We start from the raw sequence: 21372 nt of genomic DNA, 5'->3' as shown, positions 1-21372 counted from the left end.
GATGCCCGAATCTGGAACCAGGCCGCACGAGGACCCCGCCCTTAGGGGCGGAGCCCTGATGGGCCAACCGAATGATCAGGGAAAACATCCCCAGCTGGCCGATCCGCACGAGGCATCGCAGCAGCCACGCTGGGAGCGACGAACCCGAGTCGGGGAGGTTCACCATGTTCGAGACCACGATGACCGCCATCGCCGCCGCCATCGCGATGATCGCGCTGCTGCTGATGGCGCTGAGCTCGGTGCTGCAGGACCTGCTGGAGAACTACGGCGGTGGCGAGCGCAAGCGCCGCGAGAACGGCTTCACTCCTGGGGCAGGTCCGTGCCCAGACAACGGCGGCTCATCCGGGCAAGAACGTCGTAGCGGGGGCGATTTCGCTCTTCTGGAGACGCGTCCCGCTCAGCTGCGGCCGGTTCCCGGCGGGCGGTTACCCGCGCCTCCGGCGCTGGTCGATCGTCCGATCCGGTTCTGGCTCGGCGGGCCGCGGCCTTGCTGACCGTGAACGCGGGTGCGGACCCGCCGGGACGGCGTCCCGAGCGCAGCCATTCGAGCCGGTGCAGCGCTTCGCTGTGGTGATCGGTGATGGTGACGCGAGCGGCGTCGAAGGAGTGCAGCACGGCGCGGTTGATCTCGACGATCGCCCGGTCCCGCCACAGGCTGCGCTCGGTGGAGGTGTCCATGCCCAGCCGTTCGGCGACCTGGCGGGTCAGACCGTAGGCCTGGTCGTCGGCCAGGCCGCGGGTACCGATCTCGGTGCCCACGAACCAGGTGTTGAACGGCGCGGCCGGGTAGCGGATCCCGCCGATGAGCAGCTGCATGTTGCTGATCAGCGGGACGCTGTGCCAGCGCAGCCCGAGTTCGCCGAACCAGCGGTGGTCGGGGTGCTCCAGCGGGACTTCCTGGACGACGTCGCGCGGCACCGCGGCGAGCGTGACGCCCTCGTGCTCGGTCTCGACGACCAGCGGTAAGTGGTCGAAGCGGCCTCGCTCCGGCGGGGGTTTCCAGCCGAGGTTCTGCGCTGTGGCGGTGAAGCCCTGGTAGCGGGCGTCGCCGAGGACACCGCCGTCGGCCAGCGAGTACCCGGCGTAGCGGACGACCTGCTCGTTCCAGATCCGGGGGCCGGACGCCTCGGGGGAGTCCGGGGCGAAGACGGTGATCAGCGGCTGGATGCGGCCGGCGTTGGTGGCCAGCCGCAGGTGCTCGAAGCACTCGCCGGCGATGGCCGAGGCGTTGCGCAGGCCGCGCAGGTCGCGCACCTTGAGCCGTCGCCAGGGCAGGCCGCTGGTGCACCAGCCGCTGTCGCGGAGCGCGACGCGGGCTCCGTAGGAGAGTTCGGCGGTGGTGTGCCGGTAGGTGCCGGTCTCGGCGATGCTGCGCCGCACTTCGGCGAGCCGTTCGCGCAGGGAACCGGCTTCGGGGTGGGCGGAGTGGAAGGAGCGCAGGAAGTCCTCGGCGGCGGTTTCCGACGGGCTCGTCTGGCTCGGGATGAGTTCCTCGCGAATAGCCGTCACGCCGTGCGAACGTAGTCGCGAAACCTGCTGCCTGGGCAGCTCAGAGCCGTTCTCTTTCCGGTGATCTTGAGCCGCCACGAACAGGTGGCCGTTGACGCGATGTAACTAGTTTCGACGCGATTGACGGAACCCTTGATCGACCATCCGAGTGAACATCTCGGCCGATCAAGGATCGCCCATCAGGAGTCAGACCCGCTCGTAGATCAGGTCGTGGATCTCGCGGCCCTCGTCGTGCGCGCGGTTCTCGAACTTCGTGACCGGACGCCAGTCGGGACGCGGAGCCCAACCGCCGGGCTCACCGGCGTAGCGGTTGCTCAGCTGCGACTCGGCCTCGCAGACCTCGCGCATCTGCTCGGCGTAGTTCTCCCAGTCGGTGGCCAGGTGCAGCACGCCGCCGGGGCGCAACCGCGAGGTGATCAGCTCGACCGACTCCGGCTGGACCAGGCGGCGCTTGTGGTGGCGCTTCTTCGGCCACGGGTCCGGGAAGTAGATCCGCACCTCGTCCAGCGATCCCGGCTCGACGTGCTCGCGCAGGAGCACGATCGCGTCGCCGCGCAGCAGGCGGAGGTTCGAGACCTCCAGCTTCTCCGCGCGCAGCATCAGCTGGGCCAGACCGGGCTTGTAGACCTCGACCGCCAGGTAGTTGACGTCCGGCTGAGCCGCGACGAGCTGCGCGGTCGTCTCGCCCATGCCCGAGCCGATCTCCAGCACCACCGGCGCGGAACGGCCGAACCAGGACTCCACGTCCAACGGGCCCTCGGGCAGCGCGGTGACGTCGGAGCCTAGCTCCGCCCAGTGGCGATCCCAGGCCCGCTGCTGGCCCACGGTCATCCGCTCGCCTCGCTGGACGTAGCTGACAACGGTGCGGCGGAACGGAACCTGCTGGTCAGAGGAATTCACGAGGAAGAATTATCGCAAACCGGCGGCAGCCCCCGACCACCGCGTTGGAGTCCCACCTGAGACTCCAACGTCAGCCCCTGCGCAAGCGGCGTAGCCGCGAGGCGGGCAGACCACCCTCGCAACCTGCACCGCCGCGGGTTCGCCAGGCGTCTTCTGGCGAGTACGCCGCGACGCCGTGTATTGGACATACATCAGGAGTGGCGCACGGAGTCCAGAAGGCGCCTCAGGTTCCGCTGACCGCACCGCCGAGCAGAACGACCACGGATGTTCGAGGTCACCACACCTCGACCTGCGGCAGCAGGGAGAGCAACGTGGTCGTGCTGGTCGGCACGGGCAGCGGTTCCTCGTCGCGGTAGGCGGGGACGACGTTGAGCCAGCCCTCGTGCTCGTCGGTCAGGACGATGGCGGTGGGCATCTTCACCGAGCCGCGGTCGGACGGGGCGTATTCCCAGTACCCGGCTTCGCTGATGCCGACCCAGGGGACGAAGACCCAGCCGGAACGGGCCGAGAGCACCGCGTGCACCTGGTCCTCGATCTGGAACGCCTCGGCGCGGGAAGCGAGGTCGCCGCGGTCGAGCGCGCGCAGCCACCAGGGCGCGGGCAACCGGCGCTTGGCGCCGTTGAGCTTGCGGAAGAGCTCCAGGACCTGCCGCTCGGAAGCGGTGTGGATCCAGCTGCGCCGGAGCGATGCGGGCGTCGCGGCTTCGGTGGCCGGCGGGTGGGCTTCGGTCGCCAGCGACCACTCGAGCCGCGGAACCGGCTCCAGCTGGACGTCGTTGCCGGTGCGCTTGGTGCGAACGCCACCGCGCGGTGCGTCGATCAGCGCACGCTCTTGTGAAGACAGTGCGCGCTCTTGCGAAGACAGCATGTGGCCCACTCCTCTTGTGGTGGAGATAGACGCGAGCTGAAGTACTCGCCCACGGCCAGCGCATGCCCCCAAGCGACGCTGGTTGCGGGACACCTCTACTTATGCCTTACCACAGCCAAACCGACGAATGAGACAAGCGTGTAAAATGTGATTGCAATCACAGGCAAAACTCGTTCGGTTGACCTAATGGGCGCTGGCTCGACAACGGGAGCCGTGGCGGTTGGAGTAGAGGCGTGCCGGATCAGACGTTCCAACGCGTGGAGATCAACAGCGGAGTCGTCGTGGGACTCGACACCTCGGCGTCGTCACTGCGAGCCCTCATCGTGGCCGCGGAGGAGGCCGAGCGCCGCAACGCGGTGCTGCACGTCGTGCGGGCCTGGAGCATGCGCACGGCGCCGCGTCCCGCCGACTGCCCGCCCAACGCCGTTCCCAGCACCGAAGCGTTCCAGCAGGAAGTGGAGCGGGAGACGGCGAAGATCGTCGCCGACAAGCTCGGCGATCCACCGAAGGTCACCGTGGAGATCCACGTGGTCCACTCGCCCTCGCCGCAGGCCCTGCTCTCGGCGTCCAAGGGCGCGGACCTCCTGGTCGTCGGCCACCGGGGTCGAGGCGGGTTCTCCGGCCTGATGCTCGGATCCGTCGCGGAGCAGTGCGTCCGCCACGCGGCCTGCCCGGTCCTGGTCGTGCGCCCGATGGTCTAGCGGCTGCCAGGAATGCGGCCGTGGCCGCACGTTTCAAGCGTGGGACCCAGCTCGCACCGCTGCGGGTTCTCAGACGTCGTCCGGGGAGGACGCCGCGCAATTGGCATCCATCAGGAGTGGCGCCCGGACCCAGGCGGCGTCTGAGGTTCCGCCACCCGCACCGCCGAGCGAAGCAAGACCCCAACGATCAACCCGAGAAATACTGAACGAAGCGGGCTGCGCCGGACGTGGAGAGCGTAGAAAGCACAGGGCCCCGGGCCATCCCCCGAATGACAGCCCGGGGCCCTCCCCCGTCCCGACCGCCGGCGCCCCCGAGCGCTACTGCAGTCGGTCGTCTTTGGTTGTGCTTCAGCGTTCTCGAATCACTGGGTGATCCGCCGCTGACGCGCCGTGTCCAATGTGACCCGGTGCGATCGGCGTGCCGATGACGACCGCTCGATCTTGCAAGTCGATCCTATCGGTCGGCGTGATCAGACTCTCGGCCGGGCTCGGTAACGTTTTGCTATCCCGGGCCCAGCTGGGCATTCCCGATTTGATCAAGGCCTTTCGGAGTCATGATCAAATCCGCTGGTCAGGCATCGCGCCGGTGCGTCACGGCCAATCCGATCAACCAGACACCCACAGTGACCGCCGCGAAGTACGCGAGCGCTCCCCACGGCCCCAGCGGCATGTCGATGGCCATGTTCCCGCCGCCCTTGAGGAAGTGGTCGGCCATCACGAAGGGCATCCACTGCTGGATGTCCTGCCCGACCTCGGGCACCAGAGCGATGAGGCTCTCCACCATGAGCGACCACAGCAGCAGGATGGTCACCGCGCCGGCGGTCTGCCGCACCAGCATCCCGACGCCGACCGCCAAGATCGCGGAGAACGCGAACACCGGTCCGACACCCGCGATCTCGCGCCACTGCTCGGCGGTGGTGATCGCCAGGTCCGAGCTGGGCTGCAGCACCGTGGAGATCGCCCACGAGCCGAACGCCCCGATCTCGCCGATGATCAGCGCCAGCACCGCGACGACCGCGGTCTTGGCCAGCAGCACCGCGGTTCGGTTCGGCACCGCCTGGAAGGTCGCGCGGATGGTGCCGAACCGGTACTCGGTGGTGATCGCCAGCGCGGCCAGCACCAGCGTGACCATCAGCCCGAACTGGTAGCCGAACTGCGTCGTGCTCAGCGACATCCCGTCGGAGACGGCGGCGATCAGGGCGGTGAACCCGATCGGCAGCGCGAGGGCCAGGAACATGCACCACCACGGAGAACGGGTGGAGAAGAGCTTCATGCGCTCGACGGCGAGCAACGTCATCGGGCCACCCCCTGGGCGGTCAGCTCGGTCGCCTCGCCGAGCGTGGTCTGGTATTCCACGGAGTCGCTGGTCATCTGCATGAACGCGTCCTCCAGCGAGCCGCGCTGCGCGGTGAGCTCGTGCAGCACGATCCGGTGCTGCGCGGCCAGCTCACCGATCTGCTCGGTGGTCGCGCCGTCGATGACCAGCCGGTCGGCCTCCGAGGAGCGGACGGTGATCTGCTCGTCGCCGAGCAGCCGTTGCAGCTGCGGTGCTTCCGGCGAGCGCACCAGGACCGAGCTGCTGCCCGCGTTGTCGACGAACTCGGCGGTGCTGCACTGCGCGATCAGCTTGCCGCGGCCGATGACGACGAGTTCTTCGGCCGTCAGCGCCATTTCCGACAGCAGGTGGCTGGAGACGAAGACGGTGCGCCCCTCGGCGGCAAGGCCCTGCATGAACCGGCGGATCCAGTGGATGCCCTCCGGGTCGAGGCCGTTGACGGGCTCGTCGAACAGCAGCACCTCGGGGTCGCCGAGCAGCGCGGTCGCCAGTCCCAGGCGCTGCGACATGCCCAGCGAGAACCCGCCCGCGTTGCGCCGCGCGACATCGGTGAGGCCGACCTGCTCCAGGACCTCGTCGACGCGCTGCATCGGGATCCCGTTGGAGCGCGCCATCCACCGCAGGTGCGCGCGGGCCGAGCGGTTGGGGTGCACCCACTTGGCGTCCAGCAGCGCGCCGACGGTGCGCAGCGGGTTGCGGAGCTCCCCGTAGCGCTTGCCGTTGATGCGCACTTCGCCGGAGGTGGGGTTGTCCAGCCCGAGCATCATCCGCATCGTGGTGGACTTGCCCGCGCCGTTGGGGCCGAGGAACCCGGTGACGTGACCGGGTTTGACCGTGAACGACAGGTCGTCCACCGCCACCTTCTGGCCGTAGCGCTTGGTGAGGCCACTCGCCTCGATCATGATCACTCCTGTTGCTGGGACGCGGAGCCGTGCCGGTAGTAGTGAATCGACTCCGAGGATGACGCACCTCAGGGTTCTCCCGGAGCGGCACCCCGGTCCTGCCCCTTCGGTCCACAGTGGACTTCCAGGGCGGTTCGCGGACGACCGAGCCGCGAGCTGCGAGAACGGGCGCTCAGGCGAAGAGGCGGTTGAGCTCGACGGCGAGACCGTCCTCGGCGACCGTGCCGATCGTGTCGTCGGCCGTGGCGCGCAGGTCCAGGGGCGCTTGGCCCATCGCGACGCCGCGAGCCGCCCAGCTCAGCATCTCGAAGTCGTTGGTGCCGTCGCCCGCGGCGAACGTGCGACCCGCGGCGATTCCGAGTTCGGTGCGCAGCTTCTCCAGGGCCGCACCCTTGGACAGACCCTCCGGGACGACGGTGACCCACGGTTCGTAGGTGTCGACGGAGATGGTGCAGCTCGGCAACCGGACGCCGGCGAGCGTCTCGGCGAGCTCGGCCGGGTCGTGCTCGGTCCACTCCGCGATCAGCCGGGGCACCGGGTGCGCGGTCAGCTCGTCGATCGGGGTGATCCGCTGCGGGCCGTGCAGCTTGTCCGGGTCGAACGGGGCGGAGACGAGGTTGCCGACCCCGACGTCCTCGGCGGCGAAGATCGCGCCGGGCAGGTGCTCCTGCAGCGCCCGCAGCACCGGCGCCGCGTCGAACGAGGCCACCGAGACCGGCTCGCGCCGAGCCACGTCCACCAGCACGGAGCCGTTGGAGCACAGCGCGAACCCGCTGGTCAGGCCGAGTTCGTCGAGCACGGGTGCGGTGCCGAGGAAGGCGCGCCCGGTGGCCAGGACCAGCTGCGCGCCGGAGTCCACCGCGCGGCGCACGGCGGCCTTGACGGCGTCGGAGATGGTGTCGGTGTCCGGGTCCAGCAGGGTTCCGTCGATGTCGAGGGCGACGAGGTCGGGCTTGAAGTCAACGCTCACGCCCGCAGGTTAGCCGCGTCGGGTGAACCGGTCGTTCATCGTCCTTTGTGGACTTCGACCGGAGGGGTGGTGGGACGTGGCAGGATGGTGCGGGCGGATTCCCGGGAAGTCCGGAATGTCTGACTCCATCGAGAGGGCACCTTGAACACGGCACCCGAGCAGCAGAGGTGGGCAGGCCCGTTGTCGGCCGCCGTCGCCCGGCTGTGCGCGGGGCTGCAACCGCAGCTGTCCGACAAGACCTCCGAAGGTTTCGACGAGGTGCTGCGCAGACTCGGCGCCCCGCTGCAGGTCGCCGTCGCCGGCCGGATCAAGTCCGGCAAGTCCACGCTGGTCAACGCCATGATCGGACGGCGGGTCGCACCCACCGACGTCGGCGAGTGCACGCGGCTGGTGACCCGCTTCCAGTACGGCACGGTCGACCGCGTCGAGGTCGTGTTCCACGACGGCCGCAAGCAGGCGATCCCGTTCGACCCCGGCGGCGGCATCCCCGCCGACCTGGGCGTGGACTTCGACGAGGTCTCCCACCTGGAGGCCTACCTGACCAATGCGGTGCTGCGCGATCTGACCGTGATCGACACCCCCGGTCTGGGCTCGCTGGACTCGGCCTCGGTCGCGCGCACCGAGCAGGCGCTGGGCACTCAGCAGCTCGACCCGGTCTCCCGCGATGCCGTGATCGGCGCGGAGGCCGTGCTCTACGTCGTCACCCAGGGCGTTCGCGCCGACGACGAGCAGGCGCTGGCCGCCTTCACCGCCGCGACCGCGAGCCGCGAAGCCGGTCCGGTCAACGCGATCGCGCTGCTCAACAAGGCCGACATGATCGAGGCCGACACCGTCGACGGCGCCGACGACGACGTGTGGAAGGCCGCCGAGATCCTGGCCACCAAGCAGTCGGAGCTGCTCAAGCCCAAGGTCGCCGACGTGCTGCCGGTGATCGGGCTGCTCGCCGAGACCTCCGAGACCGGCGGCTTCACCGCTCCGGACGCCGAGGCGCTGCGATCGCTGGCCGAGCTCGACGAGGCGACGCGGGAGACCCTGCTGCTGTCGGCGGACCTGTTCACCAGCTGGGAGTGCGACGTCCCGGCGGGCACCCGCACCCACCTGCTGGAGCGGATGGACCTGCACGGCGTGCGCTGCGCGCTGGACGCCCTGGACGCCCAGCCCGACATCACCGCCGGTGAGCTGCGGCGGCGGATCCGCGACGCCTCCGGGCTGGCCTCGGTGCTGGGCCGGCTGGACTCGGTGTTCCGGGCGCGCGCCGACGGCATCAAGGCCGCGGCCGCGCTGGCGTCGATCACCGCGCTCGCGCAGTCCTCCGGCGACCGCGACGAGCGCCAGAAGGTGCACGACGCCATCGAAGGGCTGCTGGCCAGGCCGGAAGCCCACCAGCTGCGCGTGCTGGAGGCGTTGACGCTGGTCGCGGCCGGGTCGGTGGAGATGCCGCCGGACCTGGCCGAAGAGGTCATGCAGGTGGGCGGCAGCACCGACCCCGCCGAGCAGCTCGGCCGGCCCGAACTGCCGCAGGCCGAGCTGACCGAGCTCGCTCTGGAGCGCGCCAACTGGTGGCGGTCCTTCTCCTCCTTCGGTGCCACGCCCGCGCAGAGCCGGGTCGCGCACGTGGTGCACCGGGCCTACTTCCTGATCTGGCAGCAACTGCGAACCAGGTGATCACCGTGCGGGGCTGGCGACGACCGAAGAAGTCACTCGGAAGCGGAACCGAGCACCTTTCGGGTTCGTCTGTTCTCCCAGAAGCCGGTGATCCGGCTTGCGACGCTGCCGCCGATCAGGGGACAGACATGACCGCCGTGACCAGCGAAACCGTCATCGATCCGCTGGAGCAGGCGCTGACCGACCGCGCCGCGCTCATCCAGCTGTGCGTGTACGCGGTCGACCGCGCCCGCAGCGCTGGAGTCGCCGAACGGCTCGCCGACGGGCTCACCAGCATCGGCGTGGCCCCGCTGCGGCCCGACGGGCAGCGCTTCGACCCGGCCTTCCACGAAGCCGGCGGCACCCTGCCCACCGACGACCCCGCTCTCGACGGCGTCATCGCCGAGACCGAGCTCCTCGGGTTCGCCGACCACGACCGCGTCCTGCGGGCGCCGGTCGTCACCGTCTACCAACTCCGCACCTGATCCGGGTACCTTCGACGCTCGTGGTGCGCTCCTCCACCACCTGCGAGAGTCGACCTGCGAGAACGGAGAGGACGCGCATGACGGCACCTGGTGTTGCGGTCGCCGCTGCGCTTCCCCAGCAGGTCAAGCAGACCCGCGACAAGCTCCTGGGGTTCCTGCGCGAGGCCGACCCCGCGGCGTGGGAATGGGTCGAGCAGGTCCGCCGCAGTCGTCCGGCCACGCCCAGCGTGGTGGTCGTCGGCGAGACCAACCGGGGCAAGAGCTCCCTGGTCAACGCCCTGATGGAGCATCCGGGGCTCTCGCCCGTGGACGCCGACGTCGCCACCGCCACCTACCTGCAGTTCGAGCACGACGAGCAGTGGACGGCCCACGCCTGCTACCCCGGGCAGCAGGACCCCGTGCCCTTCGAGCTCGACGAGCTGCCGAACTGGACCAGCGCGGGCCGCGAGCTGCCCGAGGGGCAGCTGCCGCCGCGCTACGTGCGCGTCACCGCGCCCCTGGACGCGCTGGCCGAGCTGACCGTGGTCGACACTCCCGGTGTCGGCGGGCTGGAGGAGCTGCACGGCGAGCTCGCCCGCGAGGCGGCCGTGTCGGCGACCGCGCTGCTGTTCGTCGTCGACGCCTCCTCCCCGTTCACCCGCGGTGAGCTGGAGTTCCTGCAGCAGGTCGGCGAACGCGTGGAAACCGTGCTGTTCGCGCTGGCCAAGACCGATCAGCACCGCGGCTGGCGGCAGGTGCTGGCCGAGGACCGCAAGCTGCTGGCCGAGCACGCGCCCCGGTTCGCCGAGGTGCCGATCTTCCCGGTCTCGGCCCGCATGCACCTGCGCGCCGCGCGAGCACCCGAATCCGCCAACGCGGCGCTGCTGCGCGAGAAGTCCGGCGTGGTCGAACTGCGCGACGAGCTCGAACGGCTCATCGCCGGCCGGTCGGCGATGCTCGGCGAGGCCAACACGATGCGGGCCCTGTCCAGCGTGCTGGGCGAGCTGACCGCGACCCTGGAGGCCGAGAAGCGCGCGCTGACCGTCGGCGAGGACGAGGCCGAGTCGCTGCGCGCCCGCCGCGACGAGCTGAGCACCGCCCGCCGCTCGTCGACCCGGGGCTGGCAGGTCAAGCTGCGCGGCGAGATCCAGCGCACCCGCGTGGAGACCAGCCACGAGGTCAGCCGCCAGGTGCGCGACGTGCAGAACTGGTTCCGCCGGTCCATCGACAACGCCGGGCGCAAGGACATCAACGACCTGCCTCGACAAGTCGACATCGCGCTGCAGATGGCCTCCACGCGCATCGCCACGATGCTCTCGACCAGGCTCGCGGCCGTGGCCGAGCAGGCGCTCAACGACCTGTTCTCCGCCGAGGAGCTGGACGTGATCCGCTCCCAGTTCGCGCGGGGCGTGCAGGCTCCGATCGCGCTGCGCCCGCCGGACAAGCGACCGCCCACCGCCGAGGACAAGCTGCTGGTGTTCATGGGCGTCTCCGGCGGGCTGGGCGTGGGCCGCGCGGCGGCGATGCCGCTGGCCGGGCTCGGGGTCGCGGCGCTGAACCCCGTCGTGCTGCCGGTGACGATCGTGCTCGGGCTGGGCGCGGGCTGGTGGATGGCCCGCACCCGCAAGCACGCCGCCGACAAGCAGCACCTCAAGCAGTGGCTCACCGACGCCATCGCCGACGCCCGGTCGGCCCTCGACCAGCTCGTCGCCGAGCAGCTCATCGAAGCCGAGCAGCAGCTCTCGCTGGCCCTCGACGACGCGCTGACCAGGCGGATCGAGGCGATCGAGGGCGAGCTCCGCGATGTCGACAAGGCCCTGAAGATGGACGCGGCCGAGCGCAGCCGCCGCCTGCAGACCGTCGACCGCCGCCTCACCGAGTCCACCACCGGCCGGGAGCGAGCCGAACACCTCCTCGCCGGCATCAGGAACCTCCGCGACACGGTGTCCTGACCCGCCCCGGTCACCCCTGAGGACCCGGAACACGGCCGTATTCCGTCACCTGATTACTCCCGTATTCCGTCGACGGATTGCGGGAGTATTCCGTCACCACCCGCGCACGACGTGCGGTGTTCGGTGGTCAGGAGAGCGGGTCTTCGAGGTCTGCGTGGAAGGCGCTGAGGTCGGTGAAGCTCGCGTAGTCCTCGTCCAGGCTGGAGGAACCGCCTACCACCACGCCCACCAGTTCGCCGTCGACGACCAGCGGGCCGCCGCTGTCGCCGCCTCCCGTGGTGGAGCCGTCGAACGGGTCTCGGGTGCAGACGTGCTTCGCCGCGTCGAAGGTCATCGGGTTCAGCTCGTCCTCCTCGTGGGCGCGCAGGCACGGCTGATCAGGCGTGATCCACATCCGGGCCTCGTGCAGCAACGGCGTCGCCACCGCCTGCTCGGGCGGCGCGGTGAGCGATCCCCAGCCGAGCACCACCGCTTCGCGGCCCGGGAGGTAGCGGTCCGCGTCGTGCTCGTCGGCGACGGGGATCGTCGGACCCGGCAGCGGGCTCTCCAGCGTCAGCACGGCCACGTCCGAGCCCTGCTCGGGCAGCTGGCCGGGCGGCGGCGCCTCGTGGCGGAAGTCCGGGTGGATCCAGATCTTCGCGACCTTCCGCTCCTGGCCGTCCTGGGTGCGCAGGTCGGTCCGCCCCGCGGCGACGGTGAAGTCCTCCTTCGGGTTCTCGTCCACGCAATGCGCGGCGGTGATCACCTTGTCCGGCGCGACCAGCGCTCCACCGCAGCCGCTGCGCCAGGGGATCGGCACCGGCGGCTTCTCGTTGATCACGTTGACCACCCACGGGTGGCGATCCGTCGTCGTCTCCTGACCTCCGACGATCGCGCCCGCCGGACCCGCGCTCAGCACCAGGCCGGCGGCCACGACCACCGGCAACCACATCGATTTCCTCATGCACCCACCGTGATCGCCCCCGCCGATCACGGGATCGGGGTCACACCCCCAACGCACCCCGAAGCCCCCCACGACTCACCCCGAAGCCCCCCACCGATCACCGCTCCGAAGACCTCCACCGATCACCCGAGACGGCCCGGGAATCCCGCTGCTGACCCCACCCACGCCTCTGACGTCGCACGACCGGCTGGTCTTTCAGATTTCAACTGAATTCGGGAACCGGATTTCAGTGGAAATCGGGGATCGGACTTCCACTGAAATCCGGTTCGCCGGCGACGAAATGGCGGTCCTGAGCGATGGGTGGTTCCTGGAGGGAACCCCGGGGCTCTACGCTGCGTCCAACGGCTTGCAGGTGAAGGCGGCGGAGGGTGCCGACGTGTACATCGAGGAGACCGGCGCTGGGGACGGGGACATCAAGGTCACCGTCGACGGCGAGGAGTACACCGCCGAGGCCAACTACGACCTCGACGGCGACGGCTTGGACGAGACGGTCGCGGTGATGACCGACGACGGCTACGTCGCCTACATCGACGAGAACGCCGACGGCCACGCGGACCTGATGCAGTCGATCAGCAACGAGGGCCAGGTCCGCGACCAGGCGCGATTCCACGCCGACACCGGCGAGTGGACCGCCGAAACCCCGCACCAGCACCCGGGCGGTGCCGGTGACGGACGTCCGGACGACGGCAAGCAGATGGTCATGGACACCCCGCAGGGGGACGTGCAGGTCGGGCCGGCGACCGAGGACACCAACTCCGACGGCGTCGCCGACACGGCGGTCGTGCAGTCCGAGAACGGCAACACCGTGCTGGTCACCGACGTCGACGGCGACGGGTCCGCCGACCAGGTCGTCGAGATCACCCAGACCGGCGACGTGACCATCTCGCACCACACCGGTGACGGCGAGTGGACGGTGGTCGAGCAGGGCCAGATCGGCGACAACGGCCAGTACGCCCCGAACGAGTTCGCCTCCGCGACCGACGACGCGACCTGGACCTTCGACGAGCCCGAGCTCCAGCCGAAGCCCCCGGCCCCCGCCCCGGCCGCGGGCCCCGGTCTTCCGGCGCCCTGCGAGGGCGAACCGTCGCGCCCCGCGAAGGACGACTCCTGGGTGTGACGCGGCGTCGCACAATTCGCGACGGAATGTGATTCCACCACCCGCCCGTGGCCTCATTCTCAGGCCATCGGGCGGTTTTTCATCTCAGGGCTCTGCATCCGGCAACCGCCATTCGGCGGCTATCCCCGGTTCACCGGTCGTTCGCACTCGTGTCCGCTTCGCCGGAAAATCTGGCACCCCTGGCAGGACCGGCGATGAGATTTCCGGGAGCACCCGGAAGGAAATGCGAACTGAATCGATTCCCTTATCGTTCCTGTGAGAGAACCGACAACCCCGATCTTCATTGCGCGCCGTTATCCCCGTTAGCCTCGTTGCATCCCTTTTCCACTTCGCCCGGCTCTCCGGGCCGGGCGAAGCTTTCCCTGCAAACGTCGGCGGGCGGGCCCGTCGGCGAACAATCCGGGCTGTGGCGCCCAGTCAGGAGACACGTCGCGATGACCGCAGTGACCATCCCCGGTCTCGACCAGGCCCCGACCAAGCACGAGCGCCTGTTGTCGTGGGTGCGTGAGGTCGCGGAGCTGACCACACCCGATCGCGTGGTGTGGTGTGACGGTTCGCAGGACGAATGGACGCGGCTGACCGACCGCCTCGTGGAGGCCGGCACCTTCAAACGTCTCGACAAGAAGCCGAACTCGTTCTACGCGGCGTCCGACCCGTCCGACGTGGCGCGCGTCGAGGAGCGGACCTACATCTGCTCGGTCGAGGAGAAGGACGCCGGGGTCACCAACAACTGGATGGACCCGGCCAAGATGAAGGCCACCATGACCGAGCTCTACCGGGGCTCCATGCGTGGTCGCACGATGTACGTCATCCCGTTCTGCATGGGCCCGCTGGGCGCCGAAGAGCCGAAGCTGGGCGTGGAGATCACCGACTCCGAGTACGTCGTGGTCTCGATGCACATCATGACGCGGATGGGCGCGAAGGTGCTGGAGCGCCTGGGCACCGACGCCCCGTTCGTACCCGCCCTGCACTCCGTGGGCGCGCCGCTGGAGCCGGGCCAGGAAGACGTGCCGTGGCCGTGCAACGACACCAAGTACATCACCCACTTCCCCGAGGAGCGGATGATCTGGAGCTACGGCTCCGGCTACGGCGGCAACGCACTGCTGGGCAAGAAGTGCTACTCGCTGCGCATCGCCTCGGCGATGGCGCGCGACGAGGGCTGGCTCGCCGAGCACATGCTGATCCTCAAGCTGATCTCCCCGGAGAACAAGGTCCACTACATCGCGGCCGCGTTCCCCTCCTCGTGCGGCAAGACCAACCTGGCGATGCTCCAGCCGACCATCCCGGGCTGGAAGGTCGAGACCCTCGGTGACGACATCGCCTGGATGCGCTTCGGCGAGGACGGCCGCCTGTACGCGGTCAACCCCGAGGCCGGCTTCTTCGGCGTCGCACCGGGCACCGACGAGCACACCAACCCGAACGCGATGCGCACCATCGAGAAGGGCAACTCGCTGTTCACCAACGTCGCGCTGACCGACGACGGTGACGTCTGGTGGGAGGGCATGGGCGGCGAGACGCCCGCGCACCTGACCGACTGGAAGGGCAACGACTGGACCCCGGACAGCGACGTCAAGGCCGCGCACCCGAACTCCCGCTACTGCACGCCGATGTCGCAGTGCCCGATCCTGGCGCCGGAGTGGGACGACCCGCAGGGCGTGCCGATCTCGGCGATCCTGTTCGGCGGGCGCCGCAAGACCACGGTTCCGCTGGTCAACGAGTCGTTCAACTGGCAGCACGGCGTGTTCATGGGCGCCACCATGTCCTCGGAGACGACGGCTGCCGCGTCCGGCCAGGTCGGCGTCGTGCGTCGCGACCCGATGGCGATGCTGCCCTTCATCGGCTACAACGTCGGCGACTACCTGCAGCACTGGGTGAACACCGGCAAGGACGCCGACGCCTCCAAGCTGCCGAAGATCTACTACGTCAACTGGTTCCGCCGCGACGAGTCCGGCAAGAAGATCGTGTGGCCGGGCTTCGGCGAGAACTCGCGCGTGCTCAAGTGGATCGTCGAGCGGATCGAGGGCAACGCCGCCGCCGTGGACACCCCGATCGGCCGCGTGCCCTCCGCCTCCGAGATCGACGTCACCGGCCTGGACACCCCGGCCGAGGACATCGAGACCGCGCTCAACGTCGACGTCGACGAGTGGAAGGCGGAGCTGCCGCTGATCCAGGAGTGGTTCGACACCATCGGTGACGACCTGCCCACCTCGATGCGCGACGAGTTCGAAGCCCTCAAGCAGCGCCTGGGCTGAGACCTGGGCGGGCGGCGGTACCGGATCGTCGTGGGAAGCTCCGGTACCCCACCCGCCTGACGCGGACGTCCATCGTGCGCGTTCCCGAAGCGGCGCCTCCTCTCTCGCGAGGGGAGGCGCCGCTTTCGCGTTGTCGTGGGCAGCCGAGCAACCGACCGCCCCTCGCGCGCGTCTTGAGGACATCTGCGATTGCGCAGCGGCCCATCGGACGAGGGGGTGTCTCATGGCCGGCTTGGCATTTCTGGTGCTGTTCCTGATCGCCGCGGCAGCGGTGTACGTCTCGCTGCGGCTCGAGGGCGACGGCGCGACCGTCCCGATCGAGAGCGACGACCGCGATCGAGCGGCGTCCGTCGAGCGATGACCGGAGAGACCGGGTGGCGCGAGAACGGCGGCACGCGACCCGGTCTCCCGCCTAGTTCTTGATGGCCCCGGCCAGGTTGAAGGCTCCGCCGAGGTAGCGGGACACGACCAGGTAGAGGGCGATGACCGGTGCCGTGTAGAGGATCGAGTAGGCGGCGAGCTGCCCGTAGGCGATGAGCCCGCCCTGACCGAAGAAGGCGAAGACTCCCACCGAGGCGGGCTGCTTCGCCGGGTCGAGCAGCAGGATGAAGGGGACGAAGAAGTTCCCCCAGGCGTTGATGAACGTGAAGATCGCGACCACGCCCATGCCGGGGACGATCAGCGGCAGCACGACCGAGCGCAGCGCCTGCATCGCCGACGCGCCGTCGACCCACGCGGCCTCCTCGAGGCTGATCGGGACGCCGTCCATGAAGTTCTTCGTCATCCAGATCGCGATCGGCAACGAGGTGGCCGCCAGGAACAGCGTCGTCCCGAACATCGAATCCACCAGCTCCACCTGCACGAACATGCTGTAGACCGGGACCATCACCGCGGTCATCGGCAGCCCGGAGGCGAACAGCACGAGGTAGAGGAACGGTCTCCGGAACCGCAGCTGGTAGCGCGACAGCGGGTAGGCGCACAGCACGGCCGAGACCACCGAGACCAGCGCCGCGCCACCGCACATCAGCAAGCCGTTCCACAGTGGACGGATGCTGGTCTCCCAGGTGAGCACCTGGGCGAAGTTGTCCAGGGTGAACGCGCTCGGCACCCGCGCCGACAGCGGCGCCTCGGCGTCGAAGGACGCGGTGAGCAGCCACAGCAGCGGTGCGAGGAACGCCAGCGCGACCACCGCCAGCACCAGGTGCACCACCACCGACACCGATCGCCGCCTCGCGACGGTGACTCCGGCCATCACGCCCCCTCCTCGTCCGGATCACCGAGGCTGACGGCGTAGAGCACGGCGAACAGCCCGCCGATCGCCAGCAGGACCAAGGAGATCGTGGCGCCGTAGCCGATCTCGTCGAACTCGAACGCCGAGTCGTACATCAGCAGCGGCAGCGTCTGCGTCGCCGCGTTCGGCCCGCCCGCCGTGAGCACGTAGATCAGCGTGAACACGCCGATGGTCTGCAACGTGATCAGCATCAGGTTGGTGGCGATCGTCCGGCGGATCACCGGCAGCGTGACGTGCCAGAACCGGCGCAGCATCCCGGCGCCGTCGACCTCGGCGGCCTCGGTGAGATCGCTGGGCACCTCGGCCAGCGCGGCCTGGTAGACCAGCATCGAGAACGCCGTGCCGCGCCAGACGTTTCCGAGCACCACCGCCAGCACCGGCGCGTGGTACAGCCAGTCCACGCCCTCCAGGCCCACCGCGACCAGCAGGTTGTTCAAGGTGCCCTCGGAGTTGAGGAACGCGTAGATCGCGAACGCCGCGACCAGCTCCGGCAGCACCCACGCGGACACGACGGCGATGCCGACGGCGTTGCGCAGCCAGCGGTTGCGGTGCCGGGTCAGCAGCGCGATGAACATGCCCAGGCAGTTCTGCCCGATCACCGCCGATCCCACGGTGAACACCACGGTCACCCACACCGCGTGCCACAGCGCCGGATCGGCGAACATCCGCCGGTAGTTGTCCAGCCCGACGAACTCCGGATCGCTGGCCGCCGCTCCGGTCAGGGCCGCGTCGGTGAACGAGACGTAGCCGCTCCACAGGATCGGCCCGATCACGAACAGCCCGAGCAGCAGCACGGCCGGGGCCATCGGCGCCAGCCACCGCCGCACCGCCGACATCGTCAGCCCGCCCGGGTGTTGGCCGGTTCCACGATCCGCGAGACCTGCTGCGACCACTGGTCGGACACCTCGGCGGGCGGTCGCCCGGCGACGACGTCGAGCACGGACTTCTGGATCTCCTCGGACACCTTCGGGTACTCCGGCAGCGCCGGCCGGTAGTGGGTGTTGGCCAGCAGGCCGATCCAGAACCGGTTGAGCGGGTTGGCCTCGGTCACCCGGGGATCGGCCGCGGCATCGGCCCGCGCGGGGAGGTTGCCGGTGGCCGCCGAGTACTGCACGACGTTGTCCGCGCTCAACGCCTGCGTGATGAACGCGAAGGAGTCGTCGGGCTTGTCGCTGGCCGCGCTGACCGCCAGCGTCCAGCCGCCCGAGAGCGTCACGGTTCCCGGCGCCTGACCGAACTGGGTGGGCATGGGTGTCGCGGACATGGTCTTCGTCCAGTCCGTCCAACCGGAGTCCTGCCAGTTGCCGGAGGCGAAGCTGCCGTCGAGCCGGATGCCGACCTTGCCCTCGCGGGCCAGCTGGTCGCGCTGGTTCTTGTCGTACTGGGCGTCGGCGATCTGCGGCTTGCTCTGCGTCAGGTTCTCGCCGACCGCGGTGGAGATGAAGCCCATCGCGTCGGTGAACCCCTTGCTGGGCACCACCCACTTGCGCTGCTGCTCGTCGTAGAGGGTGCCGGTTTCGGTGCCGTAGAGCAGCATCTCGACGGTCTGCATGCTCACCGACTCGCCCTCGGCCTTGCCCAGCGGCATGTCGATGCCGATCGCGTCGGGACGCTTCTGCTTGATCTGGCGCGCCGCGGCGAGGATGTCGTCCCAGGTGCGCGGTTTCCACTCCTCCGGCAGCCCGACCTCGGCGAACAGCCTCCGGTCGTACCAGAGCCCTCGCGTGTCGGTGTCGAGCGGAACGCCGTAGATCCGGCCGTCGGCGGCCTTGCCCGCCTGCTTGGTGGTGCCGATGTAGCTGGAGTTCCAGTCAGGCCACCGGGCGAGCCGGTCGTCCAGGGCCAGCAGGTATCCGGCCTCGACGTCGGAGTTGACGTTGAAGCTGTCCTCGTAGAGCACGTCGGGCGCGGTGGATTCCGACCGCATCCGCAGCTGGAGCTTGGACAGGTACTCGCTCTCCGGTGCCACCACCGGGTCGAGCTTGACGAACTTCCCGGGGTTGGCCTGCTCGTACTGCTGCTTCACGCGCTGCATCAGCGCGTCGACCTGCAGCGTGTTGCCGTACCGGTGGTAGGCGACGCTGATCGTGTTCGGGTCCTCGGCGGATCCGCCGCAGGCGGAAAGGCCCAGGGCAGCGGTGAGGATGGCGGCTAACGCGGTTCTCCGGCGCATCTGGCTCCTCCGGCCTGTGACGCTTGCGACTAACCTGAGATCCGGATCACACTCGGGGGCAACATAAGTCCAAACGTTTGCACAAGTCAATGATCTTGCGGGTCTCAACGAGGAGCGCTGCATGACCAATCCGTCGTGGCAAGGCACCAACCTGCCCCGAGTCGGTGGGTTCAACCGCGCGGTCGTGCTGGACACGATCCGCCGCCACGGCGAGATCAGCCGCGTGGAACTCGCCCAGCGCACGGGGCTGACGGCGCAGACCATGTCCAACATCGTGCGGGCCCTGATGGACGACGGGCTCGTCACCGAGAACGGCCACGCCCCCTCCACCGGAGGGAAGCGCCGCGTCCTGCTCAAGGTCGTGCCCGACGCCTACTCCGCCGTCGGCCTGCACCTCGACCCCGAGCGCATCACCGGAGTGCTCGTCGACCTCGCCGGCGGCGTCCGGCTGCGCACCACCCGCAGGCTCCCCGCCGACGCCACGCCCGCCTCGGTCGCCGCCGCCCTGACCCGCATCGGGCAGCAGCTCGTGCGCCGCTCCGGGCTCGAACCCGACCGCGTGCTCGGCGCGGGGCTCGCCGTGCCCGGACCGCTGGATCCCGCGCACCGCAAGGTCCTCGACCCGCCCAACCTCGACGGCTGGACGGAAGTTCCGCTCGCCGACCTCGTCGAGGAGCGGTTCGGGCTGCCGGTGGTGATGGACAACGACGCCACCGCCGCCGCGATCGGCGAGCGCTGGGCCGGCTGCGCGCAGCGATCCGGCTCGTTCGTCTACGTCTACCTGGGAACCGGCGTGGGCATCGGCGTCGTGCTCGGCGACCAGGTGCACCGCGGGGTCAGCAACAACGCCGGCGAGATCGGCCACGTGCACAGCGGGGGATCGCGGGAGTGCCACTGCGGCAAGCGCGGCTGCCTGGAGGCGTACTGCTCGATGCGCTCCATCGTCGCCGACTGGCGGACCGCCATCGGCCGGCCCGCGCCCACCTCCGTCGCCGCCGCCTACGACCAGCTGTGCCGGGACGCGGTGGCCGGGGAGGTCGCGGCCCGCAAGGTGCTGCGGCAGACCGCGACCCGCCTCGGCCAGGCGCTCGCCTCGGTGGTCAGCGTCCTCGACGTGGACCGCGTGGTGCTCGGCGGACCCGCGCTGCGGCAGGTCTCCGACCTCGTCCGCAACCGGGTGTCGAAGGTGATCACCGCGCAGGTGTGGGCACCGCAGGTGCGCCCGGTGCGCGTGGAGAACGCGCTGATCGGCGAGGACGCCGCAGCGGTGGGCGCGGCGTCACTGGTGTTCGACCACGCCTACTCGCCCCGCCTGAACACGCTGCTGGGCTCCTGAGGGTCTGCTCTCACCCAGCTGCTCAGTTGGCCTGCGCCGCTCGCACGCGGTTCGTCGACGCTTCCGACACCGCGTCGGCGACGGCGTTGCCGAAGGCCGTCATGCCGTTGGCGTTGGGGTGCAGGGGAGCGGCCCACGAGGTCGGCACGACGCCCTCGAAGTACTTGTCCTGCGGCGCCTGGCAGACGTCGTGGCCCTCGCTGACCGGCCCGAGGTCGACGAACGTCGCGCCGTGCGCGCGAGCGCGCTCACCGAGCCGGGCGCTGAGTCGGTCCACCGTGGACTGGATGTAGTCGGCGTCGCGCGCCCACATCGGCTGCTTCGGGTAGCAGCCGCCCGGCGGCAGGTAGGTGCCGTAGCCGACCACGACGACCCGCGCGTTCGGCGCCCGGTCGGTGATCTCCTCCAGCGCCTCCTCGAAGTCCGGGGTGAACGCGTCGATGCGCTCGGCCAGTTCGTCGCCGTTGGCGGTGAAGCCGTCCGCGCAGGACGAGCCGACCGGCTCCGGGAACGCGTTCAGGCACGACACCGCCGCCTGGACCAGGGAGATGTCGTTGCCGCCGATGGTCACCGTGACCAGGTCGGTGGTCTCGCTCAGCGCGTCGTACTGCGGCGGGAGCACGTGGTGCTGACGCCCGGAGAAGTCCTCGGTCTCCGCCCCGGAGCACGTGACGTCGTTGAGCTGCGCGCCCAACCGGGCCGCCGCGACCTGCGGGTAGTTGCTCGTCGAGCGGAAGCACAGCAGGTTCGGGTCGGGACCCGGAACCAGCGGACCGGCCGCCGCCGAATCCCCCATCGCCACGTACTCGAACGCGTCCTCCTGCGCCGCGGCGGGAACTCCCGCCGACAGCAACGCCATCACGCCGACACCGGCGAGCACCGGCAACCGCAACCCCACCACGAAGACCTCCCGAACCGATCAAGGCGACCAAACTCCTCGATCTGAGCACGAGATCAGCCCGCGAAAACCGGATTCCACCCGCACGGAGGGCAGGAATCCCCCGAAGGAGCGGG

The 21372-nt window shown here is 69.7% G+C and carries 19 protein-coding genes; 8 read left to right on the top strand and 11 right to left on the bottom strand.

The genetic code is table 11. The features are described 5' to 3' along the window. Positions 1-300: 300 nt before the first annotated feature. From KBO27_RS00945 to KBO27_RS00935, 3 genes are all read right to left on the bottom strand, one after another. Positions 301-1509: a nitric oxide synthase oxygenase gene (locus KBO27_RS00945; RefSeq protein ID WP_210968111.1), complete on the bottom strand. Its 1209-nt coding sequence runs from the start codon at positions 1507-1509 to the stop codon at positions 301-303. Between the two features lie 186 nt (positions 1510-1695). Next, complete coding sequence (gene trmB / locus KBO27_RS00940; protein ID WP_246536171.1) at positions 1696-2340, bottom strand: tRNA (guanosine(46)-N7)-methyltransferase TrmB; 645 nt, start codon at positions 2338-2340, stop codon at positions 1696-1698. A 343-nt stretch (positions 2341-2683) separates the two neighbouring features. Continuing rightward, a complete protein-coding gene (locus tag KBO27_RS00935; RefSeq protein WP_246536088.1) occupies positions 2684-3277 on the bottom strand; it encodes a hypothetical protein in 594 nt (197 codons plus the stop codon). A gap of 233 nt (positions 3278-3510) precedes the next feature. On the opposite strand from KBO27_RS00935, the gene KBO27_RS00930 reads away from it, so the two are divergent. Then, complete coding sequence (locus KBO27_RS00930) at positions 3511-3978, top strand: universal stress protein (protein WP_307870182.1); 468 nt, start codon at positions 3511-3513, stop codon at positions 3976-3978. Between the two features lie 571 nt (positions 3979-4549). Here KBO27_RS00930 and KBO27_RS00925 read toward each other — a convergent pair. From KBO27_RS00925 to KBO27_RS00915, 3 genes are all read right to left on the bottom strand, one after another. Beyond that, positions 4550-5275 carry an ABC transporter permease gene (locus KBO27_RS00925; RefSeq protein WP_132672038.1) on the bottom strand — a complete coding sequence of 242 codons (726 nt, stop codon included), beginning with the start codon at positions 5273-5275 and terminating at the stop codon, positions 4550-4552. Continuing rightward, positions 5272-6216, bottom strand: coding sequence for an ABC transporter ATP-binding protein (locus KBO27_RS00920; RefSeq protein WP_210968109.1), 945 nt, complete (start codon positions 6214-6216; stop codon positions 5272-5274). Before KBO27_RS00920 ends, KBO27_RS00925 begins: the two co-directional genes overlap by 4 nt. A gap of 172 nt (positions 6217-6388) precedes the next feature. Continuing rightward, entirely contained in the window at positions 6389-7186 is a 798-nt protein-coding gene (locus KBO27_RS00915) for an HAD hydrolase family protein (protein WP_210968108.1), read from the bottom strand. A 180-nt stretch (positions 7187-7366) separates the two neighbouring features. On the opposite strand from KBO27_RS00915, the gene KBO27_RS00910 reads away from it, so the two are divergent. From KBO27_RS00910 to KBO27_RS00900, 3 genes are all read left to right on the top strand, one after another. Beyond that, entirely contained in the window at positions 7367-8851 is a 1485-nt protein-coding gene (locus KBO27_RS00910) for a dynamin family protein (RefSeq protein WP_246536087.1), read from the top strand. Next, on the top strand, positions 8851-9315 hold the full coding sequence (gene grpE / locus KBO27_RS00905) for a nucleotide exchange factor GrpE (RefSeq protein WP_372448818.1): 465 nt from the start codon (positions 8851-8853) through the stop codon (positions 9313-9315). The genes KBO27_RS00910 and grpE overlap by 1 nt, the downstream gene beginning before the upstream one ends. A gap of 77 nt (positions 9316-9392) precedes the next feature. Then, on the top strand, positions 9393-11246 hold the full coding sequence (locus tag KBO27_RS00900) for a dynamin family protein (RefSeq protein WP_210968106.1): 1854 nt from the start codon (positions 9393-9395) through the stop codon (positions 11244-11246). Positions 11247-11373: 127 nt separating this feature from the next. Here the strand turns inward: KBO27_RS00900 and KBO27_RS00895 are convergent, their stop codons facing one another. Continuing rightward, the gene (locus tag KBO27_RS00895; protein WP_210968105.1) at positions 11374-12189 is read right to left on the bottom strand and encodes a S1 family peptidase; all 816 of its coding nucleotides are present in this window, start codon (positions 12187-12189) and stop codon (positions 11374-11376) included. Between the two features lie 280 nt (positions 12190-12469). Between KBO27_RS00895 and KBO27_RS00890 the strand changes: the two genes are divergently transcribed. The 3 genes from KBO27_RS00890 (at position 12470) to KBO27_RS00880 (ending at position 15919) form a co-directional block, all read left to right on the top strand. Next, positions 12470-13306, top strand: a complete 837-nt coding sequence (locus tag KBO27_RS00890; protein ID WP_210968104.1) for a DUF6802 family protein — start codon at positions 12470-12472, stop codon at positions 13304-13306. A gap of 434 nt (positions 13307-13740) precedes the next feature. Then, entirely contained in the window at positions 13741-15558 is a 1818-nt protein-coding gene (locus KBO27_RS00885) for a phosphoenolpyruvate carboxykinase (GTP) (protein ID WP_210968103.1), read from the top strand. 223 nt (positions 15559-15781) lie between these two features. Continuing rightward, positions 15782-15919 (top strand): hypothetical protein, encoded by a 138-nt coding sequence (locus tag KBO27_RS00880; protein ID WP_210968102.1) that lies wholly within the window; start codon positions 15782-15784, stop codon positions 15917-15919. Positions 15920-15970: 51 nt separating this feature from the next. Here KBO27_RS00880 and KBO27_RS00875 read toward each other — a convergent pair whose 3' ends face one another. Genes KBO27_RS00875 through KBO27_RS00865 form a run of 3 tightly spaced genes read right to left on the bottom strand, consistent with a single transcriptional unit; the run spans position 15971 to position 19022 of the window. Then, positions 15971-16810 (bottom strand): carbohydrate ABC transporter permease, encoded by an 840-nt coding sequence (locus KBO27_RS00875; protein WP_210968101.1) that lies wholly within the window; start codon positions 16808-16810, stop codon positions 15971-15973. Continuing rightward, positions 16810-17742: a carbohydrate ABC transporter permease gene (locus KBO27_RS00870; protein ID WP_307870181.1), complete on the bottom strand. Its 933-nt coding sequence runs from the start codon at positions 17740-17742 to the stop codon at positions 16810-16812. The genes KBO27_RS00875 and KBO27_RS00870 overlap by 1 nt, the downstream gene beginning before the upstream one ends. Beyond that, the gene (locus tag KBO27_RS00865) at positions 17688-19022 is read right to left on the bottom strand and encodes an extracellular solute-binding protein (RefSeq protein WP_210968100.1); all 1335 of its coding nucleotides are present in this window, start codon (positions 19020-19022) and stop codon (positions 17688-17690) included. Before KBO27_RS00865 ends, KBO27_RS00870 begins: the two co-directional genes overlap by 55 nt. Positions 19023-19143: 121 nt before the next feature. Here KBO27_RS00865 and KBO27_RS00860 point away from each other — a divergent pair, with 121 nt between their 5' ends. Beyond that, positions 19144-20358, top strand: a complete 1215-nt coding sequence (locus tag KBO27_RS00860) for an ROK family transcriptional regulator (RefSeq protein WP_210968099.1) — start codon at positions 19144-19146, stop codon at positions 20356-20358. A gap of 22 nt (positions 20359-20380) precedes the next feature. Here the strand turns inward: KBO27_RS00860 and KBO27_RS00855 are convergent, their stop codons facing one another. Continuing rightward, complete coding sequence (locus KBO27_RS00855; protein ID WP_307870180.1) at positions 20381-21259, bottom strand: SGNH/GDSL hydrolase family protein; 879 nt, start codon at positions 21257-21259, stop codon at positions 20381-20383. Between the last annotated feature and the right edge of the window lie 113 nt (positions 21260-21372).

The organism is Saccharopolyspora endophytica (assembly GCF_018070075.1).
GTDB lineage: Bacteria > Actinomycetota > Actinomycetes > Mycobacteriales > Pseudonocardiaceae > Saccharopolyspora > Saccharopolyspora endophytica.
Note: the sequence above shows the minus strand (reverse complement) of the source record. Positions and strands in the feature narration are given on the sequence as shown.

What these genes read in the sequence shown, in the direction of transcription:
- KBO27_RS00925 (WP_132672038.1), bottom strand. Translation starts at nt 5,275, where the DNA reads ATGACGTTGCTCGCCGTCGAGCGCATGAAGCTCTTCTCCACCCGTTCT.
- KBO27_RS00920 (WP_210968109.1), bottom strand. Translation starts at nt 6,216, where the DNA reads ATGATCGAGGCGAGTGGCCTCACCAAGCGCTACGGCCAGAAGGTGGCG.
- KBO27_RS00890 (WP_210968104.1), top strand. Translation starts at nt 12,470, where the DNA reads ATGGCGGTCCTGAGCGATGGGTGGTTCCTGGAGGGAACCCCGGGGCTC.
- KBO27_RS00860 (WP_210968099.1), top strand. Translation starts at nt 19,144, where the DNA reads ATGACCAATCCGTCGTGGCAAGGCACCAACCTGCCCCGAGTCGGTGGG.
- KBO27_RS00935 (WP_246536088.1), bottom strand. Translation starts at nt 3,277, where the DNA reads ATGCTGTCTTCGCAAGAGCGCGCACTGTCTTCACAAGAGCGTGCGCTG.
- KBO27_RS00900 (WP_210968106.1), top strand. Translation starts at nt 9,393, where the DNA reads ATGACGGCACCTGGTGTTGCGGTCGCCGCTGCGCTTCCCCAGCAGGTC.
- KBO27_RS00865 (WP_210968100.1), bottom strand. Translation starts at nt 19,022, where the DNA reads ATGCGCCGGAGAACCGCGTTAGCCGCCATCCTCACCGCTGCCCTGGGC.
- KBO27_RS00875 (WP_210968101.1), bottom strand. Translation starts at nt 16,810, where the DNA reads ATGGCCGGAGTCACCGTCGCGAGGCGGCGATCGGTGTCGGTGGTGGTG.
- trmB (WP_246536171.1), bottom strand. Translation starts at nt 2,340, where the DNA reads ATGACCGTGGGCCAGCAGCGGGCCTGGGATCGCCACTGGGCGGAGCTA.
- KBO27_RS00885 (WP_210968103.1), top strand. Translation starts at nt 13,741, where the DNA reads ATGACCGCAGTGACCATCCCCGGTCTCGACCAGGCCCCGACCAAGCAC.
- KBO27_RS00895 (WP_210968105.1), bottom strand. Translation starts at nt 12,189, where the DNA reads ATGAGGAAATCGATGTGGTTGCCGGTGGTCGTGGCCGCCGGCCTGGTG.
- KBO27_RS00880 (WP_210968102.1), top strand. Translation starts at nt 15,782, where the DNA reads ATGGCCGGCTTGGCATTTCTGGTGCTGTTCCTGATCGCCGCGGCAGCG.